19 protein-coding genes are annotated in these 17166 nt (G+C 35.2%); 13 read left to right on the top strand and 6 right to left on the bottom strand.

Annotation, left to right across the window (positions count from 1 at the left end):
• The first annotated feature begins 157 nt into the window (after nucleotides 1-157).
• The 5 genes from ACJROP_RS09055 to ACJROP_RS09035 all read left to right on the top strand — a co-directional run bounded on the left by ACJROP_RS09055 (nucleotide 158) and on the right by ACJROP_RS09035 (nucleotide 4922).
• Nucleotides 158-1411 (top strand): ATP-binding protein, encoded by a 1254-nt coding sequence (locus ACJROP_RS09055; protein ID WP_406535148.1) that lies wholly within the window; start codon nucleotides 158-160, stop codon nucleotides 1409-1411.
• Between the two features lie 42 nt (nucleotides 1412-1453).
• Nucleotides 1454-1954, top strand: a complete 501-nt coding sequence (locus tag ACJROP_RS09050) for a ferritin (protein WP_406535147.1) — start codon at nucleotides 1454-1456, stop codon at nucleotides 1952-1954.
• Between the two features lie 39 nt (nucleotides 1955-1993).
• Nucleotides 1994-2641: an adhesin gene (locus tag ACJROP_RS09045; RefSeq protein WP_406535146.1), complete on the top strand. Its 648-nt coding sequence runs from the start codon at nucleotides 1994-1996 to the stop codon at nucleotides 2639-2641.
• A 94-nt stretch (nucleotides 2642-2735) separates the two neighbouring features.
• Nucleotides 2736-3719 (top strand): beta-ribofuranosylaminobenzene 5'-phosphate synthase, encoded by a 984-nt coding sequence (locus tag ACJROP_RS09040; RefSeq protein ID WP_406535145.1) that lies wholly within the window; start codon nucleotides 2736-2738, stop codon nucleotides 3717-3719.
• 42 nt (nucleotides 3720-3761) lie between these two features.
• A complete protein-coding gene (locus ACJROP_RS09035; protein ID WP_406535144.1) occupies nucleotides 3762-4922 on the top strand; it encodes an MFS transporter in 1161 nt (386 codons plus the stop codon).
• Nucleotides 4923-4999: 77 nt separating this feature from the next.
• Here the strand turns inward: ACJROP_RS09035 and ACJROP_RS09030 are convergent, their stop codons facing one another.
• From ACJROP_RS09030 to ACJROP_RS09015, 4 genes are all read right to left on the bottom strand, one after another.
• Nucleotides 5000-5743 (bottom strand): SDR family NAD(P)-dependent oxidoreductase, encoded by a 744-nt coding sequence (locus tag ACJROP_RS09030; RefSeq protein WP_406535143.1) that lies wholly within the window; start codon nucleotides 5741-5743, stop codon nucleotides 5000-5002.
• Nucleotides 5744-5899: 156 nt separating this feature from the next.
• A complete protein-coding gene (locus ACJROP_RS09025) occupies nucleotides 5900-6910 on the bottom strand; it encodes an acyltransferase family protein (RefSeq protein ID WP_406535142.1) in 1011 nt (336 codons plus the stop codon).
• A gap of 43 nt (nucleotides 6911-6953) precedes the next feature.
• A complete protein-coding gene (locus ACJROP_RS09020) occupies nucleotides 6954-7388 on the bottom strand; it encodes an acetolactate synthase (RefSeq protein ID WP_406535141.1) in 435 nt (144 codons plus the stop codon).
• A gap of 6 nt (nucleotides 7389-7394) precedes the next feature.
• Nucleotides 7395-8696, bottom strand: coding sequence for a phenylacetate--CoA ligase family protein (locus ACJROP_RS09015; RefSeq protein WP_406535140.1), 1302 nt, complete (start codon nucleotides 8694-8696; stop codon nucleotides 7395-7397).
• Nucleotides 8697-8885: 189 nt separating this feature from the next.
• Between ACJROP_RS09015 and ACJROP_RS09010 the strand changes: the two genes are divergently transcribed.
• The 4 genes from ACJROP_RS09010 to ACJROP_RS08995 all read left to right on the top strand — a co-directional run bounded on the left by ACJROP_RS09010 (nucleotide 8886) and on the right by ACJROP_RS08995 (nucleotide 11002).
• The gene (locus tag ACJROP_RS09010) at nucleotides 8886-9596 is read left to right on the top strand and encodes a DUF2162 domain-containing protein (RefSeq protein WP_406535139.1); all 711 of its coding nucleotides are present in this window, start codon (nucleotides 8886-8888) and stop codon (nucleotides 9594-9596) included.
• 17 nt (nucleotides 9597-9613) lie between these two features.
• Nucleotides 9614-10258, top strand: coding sequence for a MotA/TolQ/ExbB proton channel family protein (locus tag ACJROP_RS09005; protein ID WP_406535138.1), 645 nt, complete (start codon nucleotides 9614-9616; stop codon nucleotides 10256-10258).
• A 4-nt stretch (nucleotides 10259-10262) separates the two neighbouring features.
• Entirely contained in the window at nucleotides 10263-10583 is a 321-nt protein-coding gene (locus ACJROP_RS09000; RefSeq protein WP_406535149.1) for a DUF2149 domain-containing protein, read from the top strand.
• A 104-nt stretch (nucleotides 10584-10687) separates the two neighbouring features.
• A complete protein-coding gene (locus ACJROP_RS08995) occupies nucleotides 10688-11002 on the top strand; it encodes a transcription factor S (RefSeq protein ID WP_406535137.1) in 315 nt (104 codons plus the stop codon).
• 97 nt (nucleotides 11003-11099) lie between these two features.
• Here the strand turns inward: ACJROP_RS08995 and ACJROP_RS08990 are convergent, their stop codons facing one another.
• Nucleotides 11100-11573: an LURP-one-related/scramblase family protein gene (locus tag ACJROP_RS08990; RefSeq protein ID WP_406535136.1), complete on the bottom strand. Its 474-nt coding sequence runs from the start codon at nucleotides 11571-11573 to the stop codon at nucleotides 11100-11102.
• Nucleotides 11574-11639: 66 nt separating this feature from the next.
• A complete protein-coding gene (locus ACJROP_RS08985; RefSeq protein WP_406535135.1) occupies nucleotides 11640-12941 on the bottom strand; it encodes an alanine/glycine:cation symporter family protein in 1302 nt (433 codons plus the stop codon).
• A 264-nt stretch (nucleotides 12942-13205) separates the two neighbouring features.
• Here ACJROP_RS08985 and ACJROP_RS08980 point away from each other — a divergent pair, with 264 nt between their 5' ends.
• From ACJROP_RS08980 to ACJROP_RS08965, 4 genes are all read left to right on the top strand, one after another.
• Nucleotides 13206-13781: a sugar O-acetyltransferase gene (locus tag ACJROP_RS08980; protein ID WP_406535134.1), complete on the top strand. Its 576-nt coding sequence runs from the start codon at nucleotides 13206-13208 to the stop codon at nucleotides 13779-13781.
• A 57-nt stretch (nucleotides 13782-13838) separates the two neighbouring features.
• Complete coding sequence (locus ACJROP_RS08975) at nucleotides 13839-14309, top strand: methylated DNA-protein cysteine methyltransferase (protein WP_406535133.1); 471 nt, start codon at nucleotides 13839-13841, stop codon at nucleotides 14307-14309.
• A gap of 327 nt (nucleotides 14310-14636) precedes the next feature.
• Nucleotides 14637-15698: an NAD(P)-dependent alcohol dehydrogenase gene (locus tag ACJROP_RS08970; protein ID WP_406535132.1), complete on the top strand. Its 1062-nt coding sequence runs from the start codon at nucleotides 14637-14639 to the stop codon at nucleotides 15696-15698.
• Between the two features lie 92 nt (nucleotides 15699-15790).
• The coding region (locus ACJROP_RS08965) for a ClC family H(+)/Cl(-) exchange transporter (protein WP_406535131.1) at nucleotides 15791-17166 on the top strand (1376 nt) is incomplete at its 3' end.

The following is a 17166-nucleotide window of genomic DNA, read 5'->3' as shown; positions in this document are numbered from 1 at the left end:
TTAGTATATGCAGATAGTTTTTTATATTTTAAAATTCTATCTTAGTATAGGCAGATAGTTTTTTATATTTTAAAATTCTATCTTAGTATAGACAGAAATTTTAAAAAATGTTTATATTAAGTAATTTTCTTTATTAAATGATATTGGATGTGTTTATATGCATAAATTGATTAAAAGAGAATCATATATTGAACAGTTTGATAATTATGTTGATTCTGACTTTATTAAAGTTTATTTGGGAATTAGAAGGTCAGGAAAAACAAGTTTACTATATAATATAATGGATGAACTTTATAAGAGGGGTGTAAAAAAAGAAAATATTATTTTTATTTCATTTGAATCTCCAGAATATAAAAATATTGAGGATTCTAAAGAATTGGATGAAATAATCGATGAAAAAATAAAAAATATTAAAGATAGAGTTTATTTGTTTTTTGATGAAATTCAACAAGTTCAAGGATGGGAAAAATCTATAAATGGGTATAGAGTTTCTTTTGATTGTGATATCTATATTTCAGGTTCTAATTCAAAATTGTTATCTGGAGAATTAGCAACTCATTTAGCAGGCAGGTATTTGACTATTAATGTGTATCCCTTTTCTTTTAAAGAATTTTTACAATATCATGAAGAAATTGAAGGTATAAAATTAACAAAAAGTTCAATTAATGAACTATTCGATGATTATTTTGATTATGGTGGAATGCCCGGTATTTTATCATTAAGCGGGAATCGTATGAAAACTGAAGGTTTAAGAGATATATATACATCAATTTTATTGAATGATATTATTTCACGTTTTAAAATTGATAAAATTGATTTGTTGCAAAGATTCATTGAATATATGATAGGAAATATCGGTGAAACATTTTCATCGAAAAGTATTAAAAATTATTTAAATGGAAATAATATTCGTACTACACAGGATACATTATTAAAATATAATAAGTATTTGCAGCAAACATTTTTTATTTCAAAATGTCGTCGTTTTGATATTAAAGGAAAAAGAGCACTTACAATTTATGAAAAGTATTATTTGATGGATCATGGTTTTCATAATGCATTGATTGAGAAAAGTGCAAGAAAAATCCCTCGCATTTTGGAAAATATTGTGTATATTGAACTTTTAAGAAGGGGTTATAATGTTACTGTTGGGAGATTAGATGAAAAAAATGAGGAAGACGGCAAAGCTAAAGAAATAGATTTTGTTTGTGAGAAATCAGGCAGATATGTATATATTCAAGTAGCTTATCTTTTAACAACAGATGAAACAATTAATAGAGAGTTTACTCCTTTCTTTAAGATTCCTGATAAATATGATTCATATGTTATTAGTACAGACAGATTTGATTTTTCACAAAATGGTGTAAAACATTTGAATATCATTGACTTTTTATTGGGTGATGATATTTAAAATATATATTAAATTAATTACAAATGTATAACTGGTGATATAATGGTATCCGAAAATATGGAAAAAGCTTTAAACGGACAATTAAATGCTGAAATTTATTCAGGATATTTATACTTATCCATGGCAGCTTACTTTGAAGATGAAGACTTAGCAGGATTTGCAAATTGGATGAGAGTACAAGCAGCTGAAGAATTAGAACATGGAATGAAATTCTATGACTACATTATCAGAAGAGGAGCTTCCGTAACCTTAACCGAAATTGAAGGACCTCAAACTGAATGGGATTCTCCGGTAGCTGCATTTGAACATGTTTTAGAACATGAAAAAAAGGTAACTGGTCTTATTAACGATTTAGTTGATTTGGCTATTGAAGAAAAAGACCATGCAACCAACAACTTCCTGCAATGGTTTGTTGAAGAACAAGTCGAAGAAGAAGAAAATGCAATGGAATTGGTTGCAAAAATCAAACTCGCTGATGGCGACAACAGATTAATTTACGAATTAAACAAAGAATTAGGTGCACGTGCACCATCTGCAGACTAGATTAAATTCTAGTCTTTACTTATTTTTTTTGGTGTTTTGATGTATTCAGATGGCCCTACGGATGAAGCGCAAGTCGATTCAACAGAATTCGATGCAAAGTTACTTGGTGAAAATGAATTGGGCAGTGTACATATTCACGGTCCTTTTGGGGATTCGTCTTCACAAATCAGGATTGCATATCTGATTGGCATGCATCCTTTAGAGAGCAAATCCCACAGGGCTTTGTTTGATATAGTAACTTCAAGTGACGATTTGAAATATTGCTATTATATATACAACATCAATGTTAACGATAAGGATTCCGAAAGCGAAGGGCGTGATGAAGGTCAGCTATTGGCCCAGGAATTTGTAGCGCCTCACATAATCAATGAAAAATACGATTTGTTTTTGGATATTCACTCCAATAGGGGATCTCACGGACCGGGGGATTATCAGATAACCAATTTCGTATTCGCTCCAGGTTTTGATGAAAAATCATCCAAATATATGGATATAATTATCGATTCTATTGAAGGCATTGTTTATTATGCGCCCGAATTCAGATCAAGCCCTTCATTTATTACTGAACCTACTTCAAAAGCGGGAATAGCTACCATTGTTTATGAATGTTATTCTTTCGAATCAATGGAGGTAACATGCGGCCTGGCAGAAAAATTAGTCCGTGTTGTTGATAATTTAGAGTTTTAAAACTATTTTTTTCTCATGATTTTTATATAATAAAATTTATTATATATTAAGTTCATAAATTAATTGTTTATTTAAAAAATGGAAGTGAAAAGAAATGATAATTAGAGCCCCTTCAAGAATTCATATGTCTCTCATTGATTTAAATGGGTCATATAGAAGAGTCGATGGTGGAATTGGTTTAGCATTAGCTGACCCACAATTCGTTTTAGAATCTGAGCAAATTGAAAGCGGAATAGAACTTGAATTTGCTGACACTGTAACTGATGAAGAAGCTATTTTGGAATGTAAGGAAAAGATTCCTAAAGCAGCTCAAAAAACTCTTGATTATTTTGATATAGATTCAGGTTTTAAATTTACAGTTCACCAAACATACCCTCCGCATTCCGGATTTGGAAGCGGAACACAGATTGCAGTTTCCACTGCTCATTTGATTACTGAAACAATGGGCATTGAAGTGGAAAGCAGAATATTAAGCAGTATTGTCGGAAGAGGAGGAACTTCTGGAATCGGAACATATACTCACGATTTGGGAGGATTCATCTTAGACGGTGGACACAGTAAGGAAGAAAAACCTTTGTTCTTGCCTTCAGGTGCATCAAAAGCAAAACCTGCTACATTAATTGCAAGGTATGACTTCCCTGAAGAGTGGAAAATCTTAATAGTCATCCCTAAAATCGAAAAGCACATGGAAGGTTCCGATGAAGTGGACGTATTCCAGACTTACTGTCCTATTCCAAAAGAGGAAGTGGAACAAGTATCTCATTTGATTTTAATGAATCTCGTTCCGTTCATGCTGGAAAAGGATATCAAGAACTTCGGATGGGTAGTAAGCGAGCTTCAAAAAGTAGGTTTCAACAAATTGGAACACAGCTTGGATGACAGCTACCTACCAACCATGCAGGCTATGGAAGACGCCGGAGCTTATGGTGCGGGTATCAGTTCTTTCGGACCTGTTTTATATACTGTGTTTGATGAATCAAATGAGTTCATTGTCGATAAGATCAAAGAGATGATGGAAGGCAAAGGAACCGTATTTGTAACTAAAGCGCAAAACCATGGATTTGTTATTGAAAAATAATCAAATCTCTTAATTTTCTTTTTTTCTTAACGGAATTTTTTTATGAGAGAAAATCCCAAAACTTTACTTTACATTTTAGCGTTAGCTTCGCTAGGCATCAACACTCCATTAAGCATTGTTGGGATAATCTCGCAGATATCTGCTCATTTCAATACCACAATCGCTATTTCAGGATTGTATGTTAGTTCATTTACATTTACAATAGCTGTTTGCGGATTGTTCATTCCAATCATTTTTTCAAGGTATGAGCGCAAAAAAACATTTTTATCCATTTTAACCGTGTTTGCGATTTCTAATTTTGTAATTATCTTTTCAGATAATCTTTATCTGTCGTTATTCTTTAGAGTGTTTTCTGCGGTATTCTATCCCTCATTCATTTCAATAGCCTTGACTGTTTGTGAAGAGATTGCTCCTGAAGGCGAAAAGCAGGATTATATAACCAAAATTCTTTTGGGAATTTCCATTGGAAGCATTGTGGGGCTGCCTATAACAACCGCTCTTGGAACGATTTTCAATTATGAAATTGCGATGTTGTGGATATTTTTGATAAATCTCCTGTCATTGATTCTAATATCATTGTTCTTTCCAAGAATCAGCGGAAAGGCCAAAAGTTACGAGATGCCATTGTCTAACTTGAAATCAAAGGAATTTATGGTAGCGTCAATTGCAATAATCATGATGCCTATTGGGGCAAGCATTGTCTACAATTACATGCCTTATTTCCTTCAGACAGTAAGCCACATACTTACATACAAATTAGGAATTCTCCTTTTTGTCTATGGGATAGTTTCCATCATGGGAACATGGATAGGCGGAAAACTGATAGTATATAAGGATAAAGCCACCTTGCTGATATTCCAATTGGTATGCGGATCTGTATTTCTATTGATGTATCTTTTTGCCCAATACTTGATTCCGATTTTGATTTTGTTCATGATATTCGGAGTCCTGGATGGAATGGGTTATAATCTCATCCAATACGTTGAAAGTTCCGTTTTATCTGATACTCCTGAACTTGCCAATGGAGTATTTTTAAGCATACTGAATGGTGGAATAGCCATAGGTACTGCAATTGGGGGATTTTTGGTAAATGACTTTGGTGTAATGTCAATATTTATTGGTGGGGTTGCATTTTTAATATTGGCTTTCATATTACTTTATTATGTAATATTTGGTCTTAAAATTAGTTTAAAATATAGTTAAAGTGTTTCAATAGAAAAATAGAATGGATTTGGAAGTTAAAAGAATTAACTTCCAAATAAAGATATGTATTTAAAAGTTTAAATTTCAAATCCGCCGTCACATTTGATGATTTGGCCGTCTAAGAAGGTACATTCATCGCTTGCGAGGAATAATGCTAATTCAGCAATGTCTTTACCTTCACCACATCTTTTGACTGGGCACATGTCAATCATGTTTTGCAATACTCCAGGGCCTCCGATACTGTCTACCATTGCGGTGTGGATAAGACCTGGTGCGATACCGTTACATCTGATTTCTGGACCTAATTCCCATGCCATGGATCTGGTTAATCCCATCATAGCGTGTTTACTGTCAACATATGCAGCGAATCCGTGGTGAGCTCCGAAGGATGCTACAGAACAGGTGTTTACGATAGTTCCTTTTCCTTTTTCTTTCATTACTGGTGCAACGAGTTGTGTTAAGACTAATGCGGATGTAACATTGACATTGAATACTTTGTTCCATTCTTCAAGGGTTAAATCCATTAATGGGGACATTGAAAGTACTCCTGCATTGTTGAATAAGATGTCAATGGTTCCGTAAGCTTCCATGGTTTCGTCAAATATTTTTGGTACTTCATCTAAGTTTGCCATATCTACGATTACATAGATTGCTTCACCGCCAGCAGCTTTGATATCATCTACAACTGCTTTTGCTCTTTCTTCGTTTCTTCCGCATACGACTACTTTTGCTCCTTCAGCTGCAAATAATTTTGCAGAGTCTCTGCCCATTCCGGAGGTTGCTCCGGTTATGATTGCTACTTTTCCATCTAGTTTTCCCATTTTTATCACCTTTTATTTAAAATTAACATGATAAATCATGATAATCGTAATAATAAATTTGTTTTTAGTGATATTTAAATATTTTTAATTAATTTTCGTTTTAATGGAAATTATTTAGCAAATTCAGATATTATTGAAAAATATTTAGCAAATTACTTATCCTCTGAATATTTTTAAAATTTTCTTATTGATTTTTTTCTTCTCTAAAAAGTCCAAAAGTTTATTTTGGATAAATGTAACACAAATTGAACATATTAAAACTATAATGAATGTTAAAATCCAGTCCAGCTCTCCAAAAGTCAACTGGAGAATGGTGATAAATAAGGCATGCCAGAGATAAATCCATAGTGATGATTTTGAACAGAAGCTGATGAATCTGTTGCTCTTTAAATTGGCTTTCTTAAAGACGCTGAATAAAAGGAAAGACACGAATAATGCATAACTGATATAGTATATTCTAGGAGGATATTTCATTATTTGGGTAAATTGTACAATGCCTGTTGTTGTATAAAGCACATATCCTGTGATGATAAGTGTTGCCAAAAAGATCAATGAAATATTCCTGTCTGTCTTATAGCTTGTCTTGGTGGTTATCATTCCAAGAAGATAGATTATGCCGTAAGGAATAACATATGCCAAAATGAACTCGAAAATAATGTTCAGCTGGTCAATCTGTAGGAATATGGCTATTTCATATAGGATGTATATGACAAGCAAAATCAGGAACTGCAGATAGTCGTTTTCTATTTTATCAAAATAATAGATTACCGGAGTTATGAATGCGCAAATGAGAAATATCCTTATAATCCAGACATATTTCATTCCGTCAAGCAATAAGAAGCTGTTTATTATATAATCGGTAGAATAGGGGTACATTCCGTTTATTGGGAAAAATGACATTGCCGCAAAAAATATTATCAGAAATGCCCATGTTGGAAACAGCAGTCTTGTAATCCTTTTCCAATAGTAATTTAGAAATGGCCTGTCCTTTTTAAGGCACCTCTTAAGCGAATCAACTGCGAGATATCCTGAAATAAGTATCATCAAAGGCACGTCAAAATTTCTTATTTGCAGAATGTTTTGGTCTGTACAGACATGAGCTAATATGATGCATAAAAGCCCAATGACTTTCAGATAATCTATGAATACTACCCTATTGTTTTCCATTTTTTCACATTAAATAAAAAAAGAAGATAATTGAAAAATTATCTTATAAGTCATATACTTCCTTGGAAGGAACGACTGTAATGTTGTTTTCGGTTAATACTGAAATCAGATTGTCAATATCATCTGCATGAAGCAATAGAATAGCTTTGTTTTCTATTTTATGTGTAAATGCATAAAGATATTCCAAATCAATTTCATTATCTTTAATGACTTTTAAGACTGATGTAAGGCCTCCAGGTCCATCATACATTTCAACACCAATGATTTCAGTTATCTTAACAAGGAAATTCTTTTCTTCCAAGGCTTCTTTTCCTTTTTCAGGATTATCAACAACCAGTCTTAAGATACCAAATTCAGAAGTGTCTGCCATGCACATTGCTCTGATATTGACATCATTTTCAGAAAGTACTTCTAGGGGTTTTGATAAACTTCCCATTCTGTTTTGTAAAAATATTGATAATTGTTTGATTTTCATCATATCACCTTAATGTAAGTTCCTCTCATCAATTACTCTTTTTGCTTTTCCTTCAAATCTAGGTAAGGTTTTTGGTTCAACAAGAGTTACTTTAACACGAATTCCAGTTTCATTTTCTATTGATTTAGCTATTTTATTTTGTATTGCCATCATCTCTTTTACTCCATCAAAGAAAATGTTCTGTGATGCTTCCACTTTGACTTCGATTTCATCAAGAGTTCCAGGTCTTGTAACTATAATCATATAATGAGGCTCGACTTCACCAATTCTAAGCAGTGCTTTTTCAATTTGTGATGGGAAAATAGCTACACCTTTTACTTTAATCATATCATCGGATCTGCCTGTAATTCTGCTCATTCTTGCATGAGTTCTGCCGCAATCACATTGTTCATATGTAATTTTGGTCAGGTCTTTTGTTCTAAATCTGATGACTGGCATTCCTTCCCTTTCGATATTTGTAAGGACCAGTTCTCCCGGCTGGTTTTCTCCCAATGTATTTCCAGTATTTGGATCTATAATTTCAGGATAGAATATGTCTTCTGCAATGTGCAAACCTTTTTGAGCTTCACATTCTATTCCGACACCAGGTCCCATAAGTTCTGTTAAACCATAAATGTTATATGCTTTTGCTCCGAATATCTCTTCCACTCTCTGCCTGATTTCTTCGGTCCATCCTTCTGCTCCAAATCCGATTGCTTTGATTCCAAAGTCTTTTGGGTCAATTCCATCTTCAAGGGCGACTTCTCCTAAGTGAATTCCATAAGATGGAGTGAATATTAGGCATGTGGCACCAAAATCGCTCATGATTTCAATTTGCCTTCTGGTCTGGCCGGTTGAAATTGGAATGATTGTCGCTCCGATTTTATGGGAACCGTAGTGAACTCCGAATCCTCCTGTAAACATTCCGTATCCGTGTGTATTTTGGATAATATCAGATTCATCCAATCCCATCATTTTCAAACCACGTGCAATGCATTCTGCCCATGTGCCTATGTCTTTTTTGGTATATCCGGACACTACAGGTTTTCCGGTGGTTCCTGATGAAGAGTGCAATTCTTTGATTTCTTCAATGTCAACAGCGAAAAGCCCATACGGATAACTTTCCTTCAAGTCATCTTTTGTAATGAATGGAAGTTTTTCAATATCCTTTAAAGTTTCTATATCTTCTGGATAGACTTCAGCTTCTGTGTATTTTTTGTTATAGTATGGTATCTTGTCAAATGCTCTTTTAACAGTTGCCTGAAGCTTCTTTAACTGTAATTCTTCAAGGTCTTGCCTTGGCATAGTTTCAATTTCTTCATTCCAAAACATATTTTGCCTCATTAATCTTTAATGTTATTAGTTTGTTTCTTTTAAAGTTTAAAAGTTACTAATTAATATAATATGTAAATCATATTATTGATATGCATAAGATTATATGTCGATTATTATAAAATTTATATACTTTATTAAAGTAATAATTAATTGTAATTAATTTTATTTGATTATGGGGAAATTAATATGGATATGATGAGTGTTTTATGGCAAGTAGGTATTTTTGCATCTGTCCTTGTTTTCGGAATAAAGATAGGACTGGCATCAGGATTAGCTAATTTGTCAAAAAAACTGTTTGCGGCAATTTGTATTGCTTATGGTGGTGGAGTGATTTTGATTTCATATATTGCTTCATTTTTTGCAGATCAACTTGTTCAGGCAATCTATAGTTATAATACAATATTTTATATAATAATGGCTTCAATCATGATTATTGCAGGTCTGTTTACAATCAGAGAATGGAAAATACATGACAAGAATACGTCAACTGCAACTTCGCTGGCCATTATTGCTCCTTGTCCATGTTGTTTTGGTTCAATTATTGCAAGCGTTTTGATTGTTGCGCCAACCATAGGTGTCAGTTCACTTGACTTGAGCTGGTATGCTGCAGCGGCATTGGTTGCAGTCATGATCGTGACTTACTTTGCATCAAATACAATAGTCAAGTATATCAATCAGCCTTATCCTATTGTTTTGGGCAATTTCATGTTGTTGCTCGGTGCATATTTCTTGCTTTCAGCAATCGTTATTCCAAACATTGCGGGAGCTTTAACAAAAACTACGACTCCTCTTACTATTGGTTCTCCTCAAGATATACTGATGATAATTGTTGCGTTTGCAATTTTATTATTGGGTGGTATGATTTTAACTAAAAGAGGCAGAAATATCTTAGAATAAATTTTAGGTGAAAAAATATGGCTTTAAATATTCCGGGTGGAGAATTTTTAACTGGTTCTCTTGATGTAATCTCACAAAGTTTAACAATTCCGGTATTGATTATTCTACTTGTTATTGTTATCATTTCAATTATTACATTAGGTGGAGCTATTGCAGAATACACTTCTAGAAAAAAGGTTCCTGTAGGAACAATCAGAGATTTAATTTATGACATTAACGCAGCCGAATCCGTTGACGCTTTGAAAAATGTGATTTCAAATGCCAATATTCCAAAAGCTCAGAAAAAGGCTTTGATGGAAATTGCATCCTCCGAAACTTTAGGAAAAGACTCAAGAGAAGCATTGGCTCGTAAATTATTTGAATTTGAAGAAGAAAAGACATTATCTACATTGCAGAAAACTGATATCATTACCCGTATCGGACCGACTTTAGGTTTGATGGGTACTTTGATTCCAATGGGTCCGGGTCTTGCCGCTTTAGGTGCCGGAGACATCAATACTCTTGCAAGTTCCTTGACTGTTGCATTTAACACTACCATTGTGGGTATCGGTTCCGGTGCATTATGTTACTTTATTGGAAAAGTCAGATCAGGATGGTATGACAGGTATTTATCTGATTTGGATGCATTGATGGATGCTGTTTTAGATTACATGAACAGATAGTGATATTATGCCGAGAAAAAGTAGTAGAAGACGAACTCAAAGGGTAGAGGAAGACCCAATGTCAGGTACATCCAACCTTGTGGATGCAATGCTTGTAATTGCAGTCGGTTTTCTTGTGTTTGTTATCATAAGCTGGAACATGCAGGCTATGATTGATCCGAGTCAGAATGTTCATGACCAAATGCAGAAGATGACAGAAGTCGACCAAGGCCAGGAATTGAATGAAACTCCTGATACTTCAAACAGTTCAGGTCAAGGCTATACCGAAATGGGTAAGGTTTACAAGGATCCTGCTACCGGTAAGCTGATAATGGTGGAAGGTTAATCCTTTCACAACAAAACTTTTTTTTAAAACTTTTTTCAACCGATTATTTTATATGCATGTTTTTTTAAATTAATACTTACGAATTTTTAATGGTGTTTAATAGTATGGAATTCTGTCCTGATTGTGGTTCAATGTTAATGCCTAAGAATGGTATAATTAAATGTAGCTGCGGCTATAAAAAATCATTAAACGATGACGATTTGAAGGAGCAATACACTATGGAAGGTGAAACCAATCCCGAAACTAAAGTGATAGTGACCGATGGGGTAAAAGCTCTTCCTACTACAAAAATAACCTGCTATAAATGTGGAGGGACAAAAGGTTACTGGTGGACAGTACAAACAAGATCTGCCGATGAAGCCCCAACCAATTTCATTCGCTGTGCTAAGTGCGGAAACACTTGGAGGAGCTCTAACTAATATGGTTAAGAAGCTTTTTAAGGTGATGGATACCTAAAAAGGCATGATAATATTCATGGAGACTAATTGAAATTTAGCCCCCACTATTTAATTACTATTATTTTTCGGAGCATTTTTCAGCATCTATTGCAATTACAAACATTAAAACGTGTAATGCATGTTGTGGATTGGCAACGTCTAAAACGTATGTGTCTGTCAAGTTCAATAGTTGTTTTTTGATTGTAGCAACTGTATTCCCATTGGAATCATGAATGCTGTAGTTGCGTTCTGTGAAATTTCCTTTTGCAGTCCAGCCTAATGACTCTATGATGTATGCTGAACCGAATAATTTGAATAGTTTCCTTTTAATGCTGCCTATTTTTTTGCCTTTTTCATACAGTTCAAATGTTGGTGTTATTGATATGAGTTTCTGACTGACTTCTCCGAGTTCATCGCCCTCAGGAGAATATATCTTTAATTTATGTGCAAGGGCTAATTCTCCCTTAACTTTATAGGCTATACTTCCGTCTTCGCTATAAACATCGAAGGAATCAAGCAATGAGAACATTTTTTGTTTTAATATGAGTTTCATTATTTATTCTCCTTATTATTTGAATATTTATATTAAAAATAAAAAAGTGTTCTGGAAAATGAAAATTCATTTCCAGAAATCAAGTTCATCTTCAGGAAATCCAATTGAGGTTCCTTTAAAAACAGGATTTTTTCCTTCTTTTCTTTGAGCTTCATAATCTTTCAGGCATTTAAAGGCTATTGTACCTAAAAGTGCACAGGTCGGAAGGTTTATAAGTGTCATACCACCCATACAGATGTCTGCCATTGCCCAAGCTGCATCCATTGGAATGATAGCACCTACGAAAACGACAACCGCACACAGCATATGGAATATGTACATGAATTTCTGAGAAGGTTTGGTTTTGCCGTTTAAAAAGATCAATGCGTTATCCACATAATAGAGATTTCCAATCAGTGTTGTAAATGCAAACAGATCCATCGCTACTGTGATGAAAATTGGTCCTATGGTACCAAATACGCTGTAGATTGCATTCTGCACATATGGGGCACCGGCAACGGCTGCATCCCTAGCAACTCCAGTGGATAGGCACATCAATGCAGTTGCTGTACACAAAAGCAATGTATCGATGTAAACGGACAATGTTTGCACAAGTCCTTGCTTTACGGGATGTGATACGTTTGCTGATGCTGATGCGTTCGGTGCAGAACCTACACCTGCTTCGTTTGAGAAGAGTCCTCTTTTGATTCCGTATACCATACATGAACCCGCTACGCCTCCAAAGATTGATTGGAAGTCAAATGCATTTTCAAAAATCAATGCAAACATTGCAGGTATGTTTTGGTAATTCAAAAGGATAATGATTAATGCCACTGCAACATAGGCAAATCCCATGAAAGGTACGACGGTACCTGTAATCTTGATGATTCTTTTTCCTCCGCCGAGCAGGCAGTATCCGGTCAAAATGGCAAATATTATACCTATGATGTATGGTGTTGTTGCATTATAGAATGAATAGTCCATGAATGTTGACTGAAGGTTGTAAGAGCAAAGCAGGTTGAATCCGACTGCATAAGTTGCGATTAGAAATATACAAAAGAGCACTGCCAGTTTAGGCTTGTCCAATCCGTGTTCGATGTAATATGCAGGACCCCCGTAGGCATGGCCTGTAGGGTCGTATTGCTTGTAGACTTGAGCCAGGATACTTTCAATGAATGCGGAAGACGCACCGATGATACACATCAGCCACATCCAGAAACAGGCTCCAGGCCCACCAATACAGATTGCAGTTGATACTCCTATGATGTTTCCTGTACCTACCCTTGATGCGGTGGATACCAGCATCGCCTGCAGAGAAGATACGGAACCTTCCTCTTCGGAAGGCTCTAACAATAGCCTTACAGATTCTAGAAACAGTCTGATTTGCACTCCTCTTGTTTTATAAGTGAAGTAGAGTCCGGCTATGCCATGACGATAATCAGAATTGGAAAGTACATGACATCGTCGATTTGATTTAACAGATTGATTAAGTTAAGCATAAACTCCTCCTAATAACATTTTTTCTTATTAATAGTTTTAGTATAATGTAATAATAAATATTTGTAAAATAATCTTCTTCATATTTTGTCTAAAATGAGTTAGTGTCTAATTAATTTCACACAGTTATATATAAGATTGAATATAATTTCATTCATGTTAGAACTTAGTGAAATTTTAGAAATTTTCAATGAAGGAAAGACATTGGAAATGGATGATGAGGCTGCTGAAACATGCAACTATTATTCTCAGGAAGCTCAAAAAATCACTTGTGAGCTTAACTGTAGATATCATGATTTGGAAGAAATCCGCCAATTATTCTCACAATTGATTGGATGTAAAGTCAGCGATGATTTTAGGGTTTTCCCACCCTTCACAACTGATTTTGGAAAAAATATTCATTTGGGAAACAATGTTTTTATTAATTCAGGTTGCAGATTCCAGGATCAAGGGGGAATCTATATCGGTGATAATGTGTTGATTGGTCACAATGTTGTTTTGGCCACTTTGAATCATGAGGAAAATCCTTTAAAAAGAGGTAATTTGATTCCATCCCCAATTAGGATAGGCAATGATGTATGGGTTGGATCTAATGCAACAATACTTCCAGGAGTTACAATAGGAAATGGAGCTATAATAGCAGCCGGTGCGGTTGTAACTAAAGATGTCAATGAGAATAGTGTTGTAGCCGGAGTTCCTGCTCGCTACATTAGAGATGTGAGAATGGAATAGTTTAAATATTATTGATGTATATATAACGTTTGTTTCAAAAAGTTTCTAGGTGATATCATGGCCCGCAAAAGCTTCAATGAAAAGTTAAATGACTCAAAGGACATGCCAAAAATCGTCGAAATTACTGATGAGGAATCTATAAAAAGATATGGGGGCACTCAGATGCTGATAGCTCCCCCATTGGAGTATAACGGGATCATGTCTCAAGTTCCGGAAGGCAAAATCATCACAGTTAAAGAAATTAGGGAGTTTTTAGCTAATAAATATGATGCTGAATTCACTTGTCCCATGACAGCTGGTATATTCATAAGTTTAGCCGCCCAGGCAAGCTGTGAAAGAAAGGACAATAGGATTCCATTTTGGAGAACACTGAAAAGTGATGGCGAGCTGAATCCAAAATATCCCGGCGGAATCGAATATCAAAAGGAGATGCTTTCCAAAGAGGGACACACTTTTTTTACAAAAGGCCGAAAAAACATAAGATATTTTGTTGAAAATTACGAAAATTATATATTTGATTTGAAATAGTTCAACATATGTAATTTATGTCATTTTCATATAGTAAAATATACAATTTTGATTAAATTTACATTATTTTTGAGAATTTTTTATAATTTTCGAATATAAATATTAATTAAATAATATTTTTAAAATAAATTGAATATTTTTTAATTCAATTAACAAGATTTATATAATTCCTTAATTAGATATAATAATTGGAGTTGATTATATTTCTGAGGATGAAAAATAATTTTTCACCATAATCAATAATTTGTAATATAAATTCTTTATCTTCCAAATATACCTTTTTGTTCCTGAAATTAGTCAACTTAAAACAATTTAGGAGTTAGAAACATGAGAGGACTAGCAAGAATAGACCAAGATGTAATGGACTGGGTTGAAAAAGATAAACCAGAATGCGGACCATATGATGCAATCGTAAAGCCAATTGCACTTGCACCATGTACTTCTGACGTACACATCGTTTGGGGAAATGCATACATGAGCGATGCACCAAACAGGATTCTTGGACACGAATCCACAGGTATTGTTGAAGAAGTCGGAAGCCACGTAAAAGACTTTAAACCTGGTGACCGTGTAATCGTACCTGCAATCACTCCTGACTGGCTTACAGTTCCAGGTCAACAAGGATTCGGTCAACATTGTTATGGAATGGGTACCGGAATGAGCTTCATTACCTTTAAGGATGGAACATTCGCAGAACATTTCAATGTAAACCAAGCTGACGGTAACCTAGCGCACCTGCCAGACAACGTTTCACTTGATCAAGCTGTAATGATTTCAGACATGATGACTACTGGTTTTTATGGTGCTGAACTTGCAGAAATCAGACCAGGGGATACTGTAGCTGTATTCGGTATTGGTCCTGTCGGACTTATGGGCGTTGCAGGAGCACACTTTATGGGTGCATCCAGAATTCTTGCTGTAGGAAGCAGGCCAGTCTCCGTGAAAGTAGCAAAAGAATATGGTGCTTCAGACATTGTAGATTACCACGACGGTGACACAGTACAACAAATCATGGACTTGACAGATGGTGCTGGTGTAGATAAGGTTATTGTCGCCGGTGGTGGAGCAAGTACTGTTGGGGAAGCTCTGGAAGTTCTTAAAGTAGGTGGTGTATTGGGTAACGTAAACCACTATGACGGCGTTGCTGAAGTTCCATTGCCTGCACTTGCATGGGGTGCTGGTCTTGCTGATAAAACAATCCGTGGTGGAGTATGTCCTGGTGGACGTGCCAGAATGGAACAGCTCGTAAAATTAGTTGAATATGGTAGATTTGACTCAAGTAAATTAATCACTCACAGATTCACTAACTTCGACGACATTTACGAAGCAATGATTATCATGAGGGACAAACCACGTGATTTAATTAAACCTGCTGTAATTTTAGAATAGGTTTAAACAAATACTATAATTCATTTTGAATTATAGTATCTTACTTTTTTTTGTGATAATAATTTATAGGATATACAATAAATTATTAATCGATGAAACATCTTGAAAAAACATTAAAGTCTGTGTCAGAAAATCCAAAATATATCTTCCGTTTAACCATTCAAGGTGTAATGGTAGGTATTTTCGCCGGATTAATGGTCTGTTTATATAGATATCTACTTTATGGTTCGGAACATATTTTAAGAGATTTTTTAACTGCAATTAAAGGTAATGTAGGTTATATGATTTTATTTTTCGCAGCCTTGACCATAATGGGTCTTTTAATAGATTGGTTGACTAAATGGGAAGTCGATTCATCTGGCAGCGGAATTCCCCAGGTATATGCTGAGATAAAGGGCCATATGGAAGCGAATTGGGCTAAAGTGCTTTTCTCAAAAATCGTGGCTGGTGTTTTAACAGCTCTTGGAGGACTGTCTTTAGGTCCTGAAGGTCCGTCAGTCCAGATTGGTGGTATGGCGGGTAAAGGTGTTGCCAAATTATTCAAAGGATCAAAGACAGATGAGCTGAGACTGATTCTTGTCGGCTCTGCTGTGGGTATTACGGCAGCATTCAATGCTCCATTGGCAGGTGTAATATTTGTTTTTGAAGAAATCAACCATGGATTCGACAAGACTCTGGTATTCATCGCTCTTGTAGCGGCCATCGTATCCGATTTTATTTCAAAGGTTATTTTCGGCCAGGCAACCGCATTGACATTTCCTGTTTTGAACATTCCGCTTCCGGACTATTGGATTTTAATCGTTTTGGGAATTTTCATAGGCATTTTAGGTTATATCTATAATGTCGGAATGATAAAGTCATCCGATTTCATGTCAAATCTCAATATCCCGTCATGGCTCAAGTTCGTATTGGTATTTTTAGTATCTGGTGTTGTGGCATTGACAATTCCTGAAATCAGCGATGGCGGACACTTCATGCTGGACATGCTGGATGTGGCCGTACCGTCATTAGGTGTTTTGGTCTTTTTGCTTGTAATGAAATACCTGTTTTCAATGTTTTCATTCTCATCAGGAGCTCCTGGGGGAATATTCCTGCCTATCCTGGTATTGGGCGCTTATATCGGAGCGGTATTTGGTGCAATAGTTGTTCCCGCCTTTGGATTTGAACAGGATTTGATTTATAAGTTCATAATCATTTCAATGGCAGGGTTTTTCGCAGCAACCGTAAGGTCCCCGATTACAGGTGTTGTCCTTCTGGCTGAGATGTGCGGTTCAACCGAATCGCTTGTTGCAATGATTATTGTTTCTTTGATAGCTTATGCGGTTCCGACACTTTTGGGAAACGAACCTATTTATGAGTCATTATATGACAGATTGTTATTGAATAAAAACAGGGAATATGTCAAAAAGCCGTCAAAGCATGTCCTAAGCGAATATGTTGTTCCTCTGGACTGCAATTACATCAACTT

This window comes from Methanobrevibacter sp., from assembly GCF_045220775.1.
Taxonomy (GTDB): Archaea; Methanobacteriota; Methanobacteria; order Methanobacteriales; family Methanobacteriaceae; genus Methanocatella.
Note: the sequence above shows the minus strand (reverse complement) of the source record. Positions and strands in the feature narration are given on the sequence as shown.

Bases quoted from the DNA above. Each gene is read 5' to 3' on its own strand.
- ACJROP_RS08975 (WP_406535133.1), top strand. From the start codon at position 13,839: ATGGCCCGCAAAAGCTTCAATGAAAAGTTAAATGACTCAAAGGACATG.
- ACJROP_RS09050 (WP_406535147.1), top strand. From the start codon at position 1,454: ATGGTATCCGAAAATATGGAAAAAGCTTTAAACGGACAATTAAATGCT.
- ACJROP_RS09035 (WP_406535144.1), top strand. From the start codon at position 3,762: ATGAGAGAAAATCCCAAAACTTTACTTTACATTTTAGCGTTAGCTTCG.
- ACJROP_RS09020 (WP_406535141.1), bottom strand. From the start codon at position 7,388: ATGATGAAAATCAAACAATTATCAATATTTTTACAAAACAGAATGGGA.
- ACJROP_RS09045 (WP_406535146.1), top strand. From the start codon at position 1,994: ATGTATTCAGATGGCCCTACGGATGAAGCGCAAGTCGATTCAACAGAA.
- ACJROP_RS09025 (WP_406535142.1), bottom strand. From the start codon at position 6,910: ATGGAAAACAATAGGGTAGTATTCATAGATTATCTGAAAGTCATTGGG.
- ACJROP_RS09015 (WP_406535140.1), bottom strand. From the start codon at position 8,696: ATGTTTTGGAATGAAGAAATTGAAACTATGCCAAGGCAAGACCTTGAA.
- ACJROP_RS09040 (WP_406535145.1), top strand. From the start codon at position 2,736: ATGATAATTAGAGCCCCTTCAAGAATTCATATGTCTCTCATTGATTTA.
- ACJROP_RS08980 (WP_406535134.1), top strand. From the start codon at position 13,206: ATGTTAGAACTTAGTGAAATTTTAGAAATTTTCAATGAAGGAAAGACA.
- ACJROP_RS09010 (WP_406535139.1), top strand. From the start codon at position 8,886: ATGGATATGATGAGTGTTTTATGGCAAGTAGGTATTTTTGCATCTGTC.
- ACJROP_RS08995 (WP_406535137.1), top strand. From the start codon at position 10,688: ATGGAATTCTGTCCTGATTGTGGTTCAATGTTAATGCCTAAGAATGGT.
- ACJROP_RS08970 (WP_406535132.1), top strand. From the start codon at position 14,637: ATGAGAGGACTAGCAAGAATAGACCAAGATGTAATGGACTGGGTTGAA.
- ACJROP_RS09005 (WP_406535138.1), top strand. From the start codon at position 9,614: ATGGCTTTAAATATTCCGGGTGGAGAATTTTTAACTGGTTCTCTTGAT.
- ACJROP_RS09055 (WP_406535148.1), top strand. From the start codon at position 158: ATGCATAAATTGATTAAAAGAGAATCATATATTGAACAGTTTGATAAT.
- ACJROP_RS08990 (WP_406535136.1), bottom strand. From the start codon at position 11,573: ATGAAACTCATATTAAAACAAAAAATGTTCTCATTGCTTGATTCCTTC.
- ACJROP_RS09030 (WP_406535143.1), bottom strand. From the start codon at position 5,743: ATGGGAAAACTAGATGGAAAAGTAGCAATCATAACCGGAGCAACCTCC.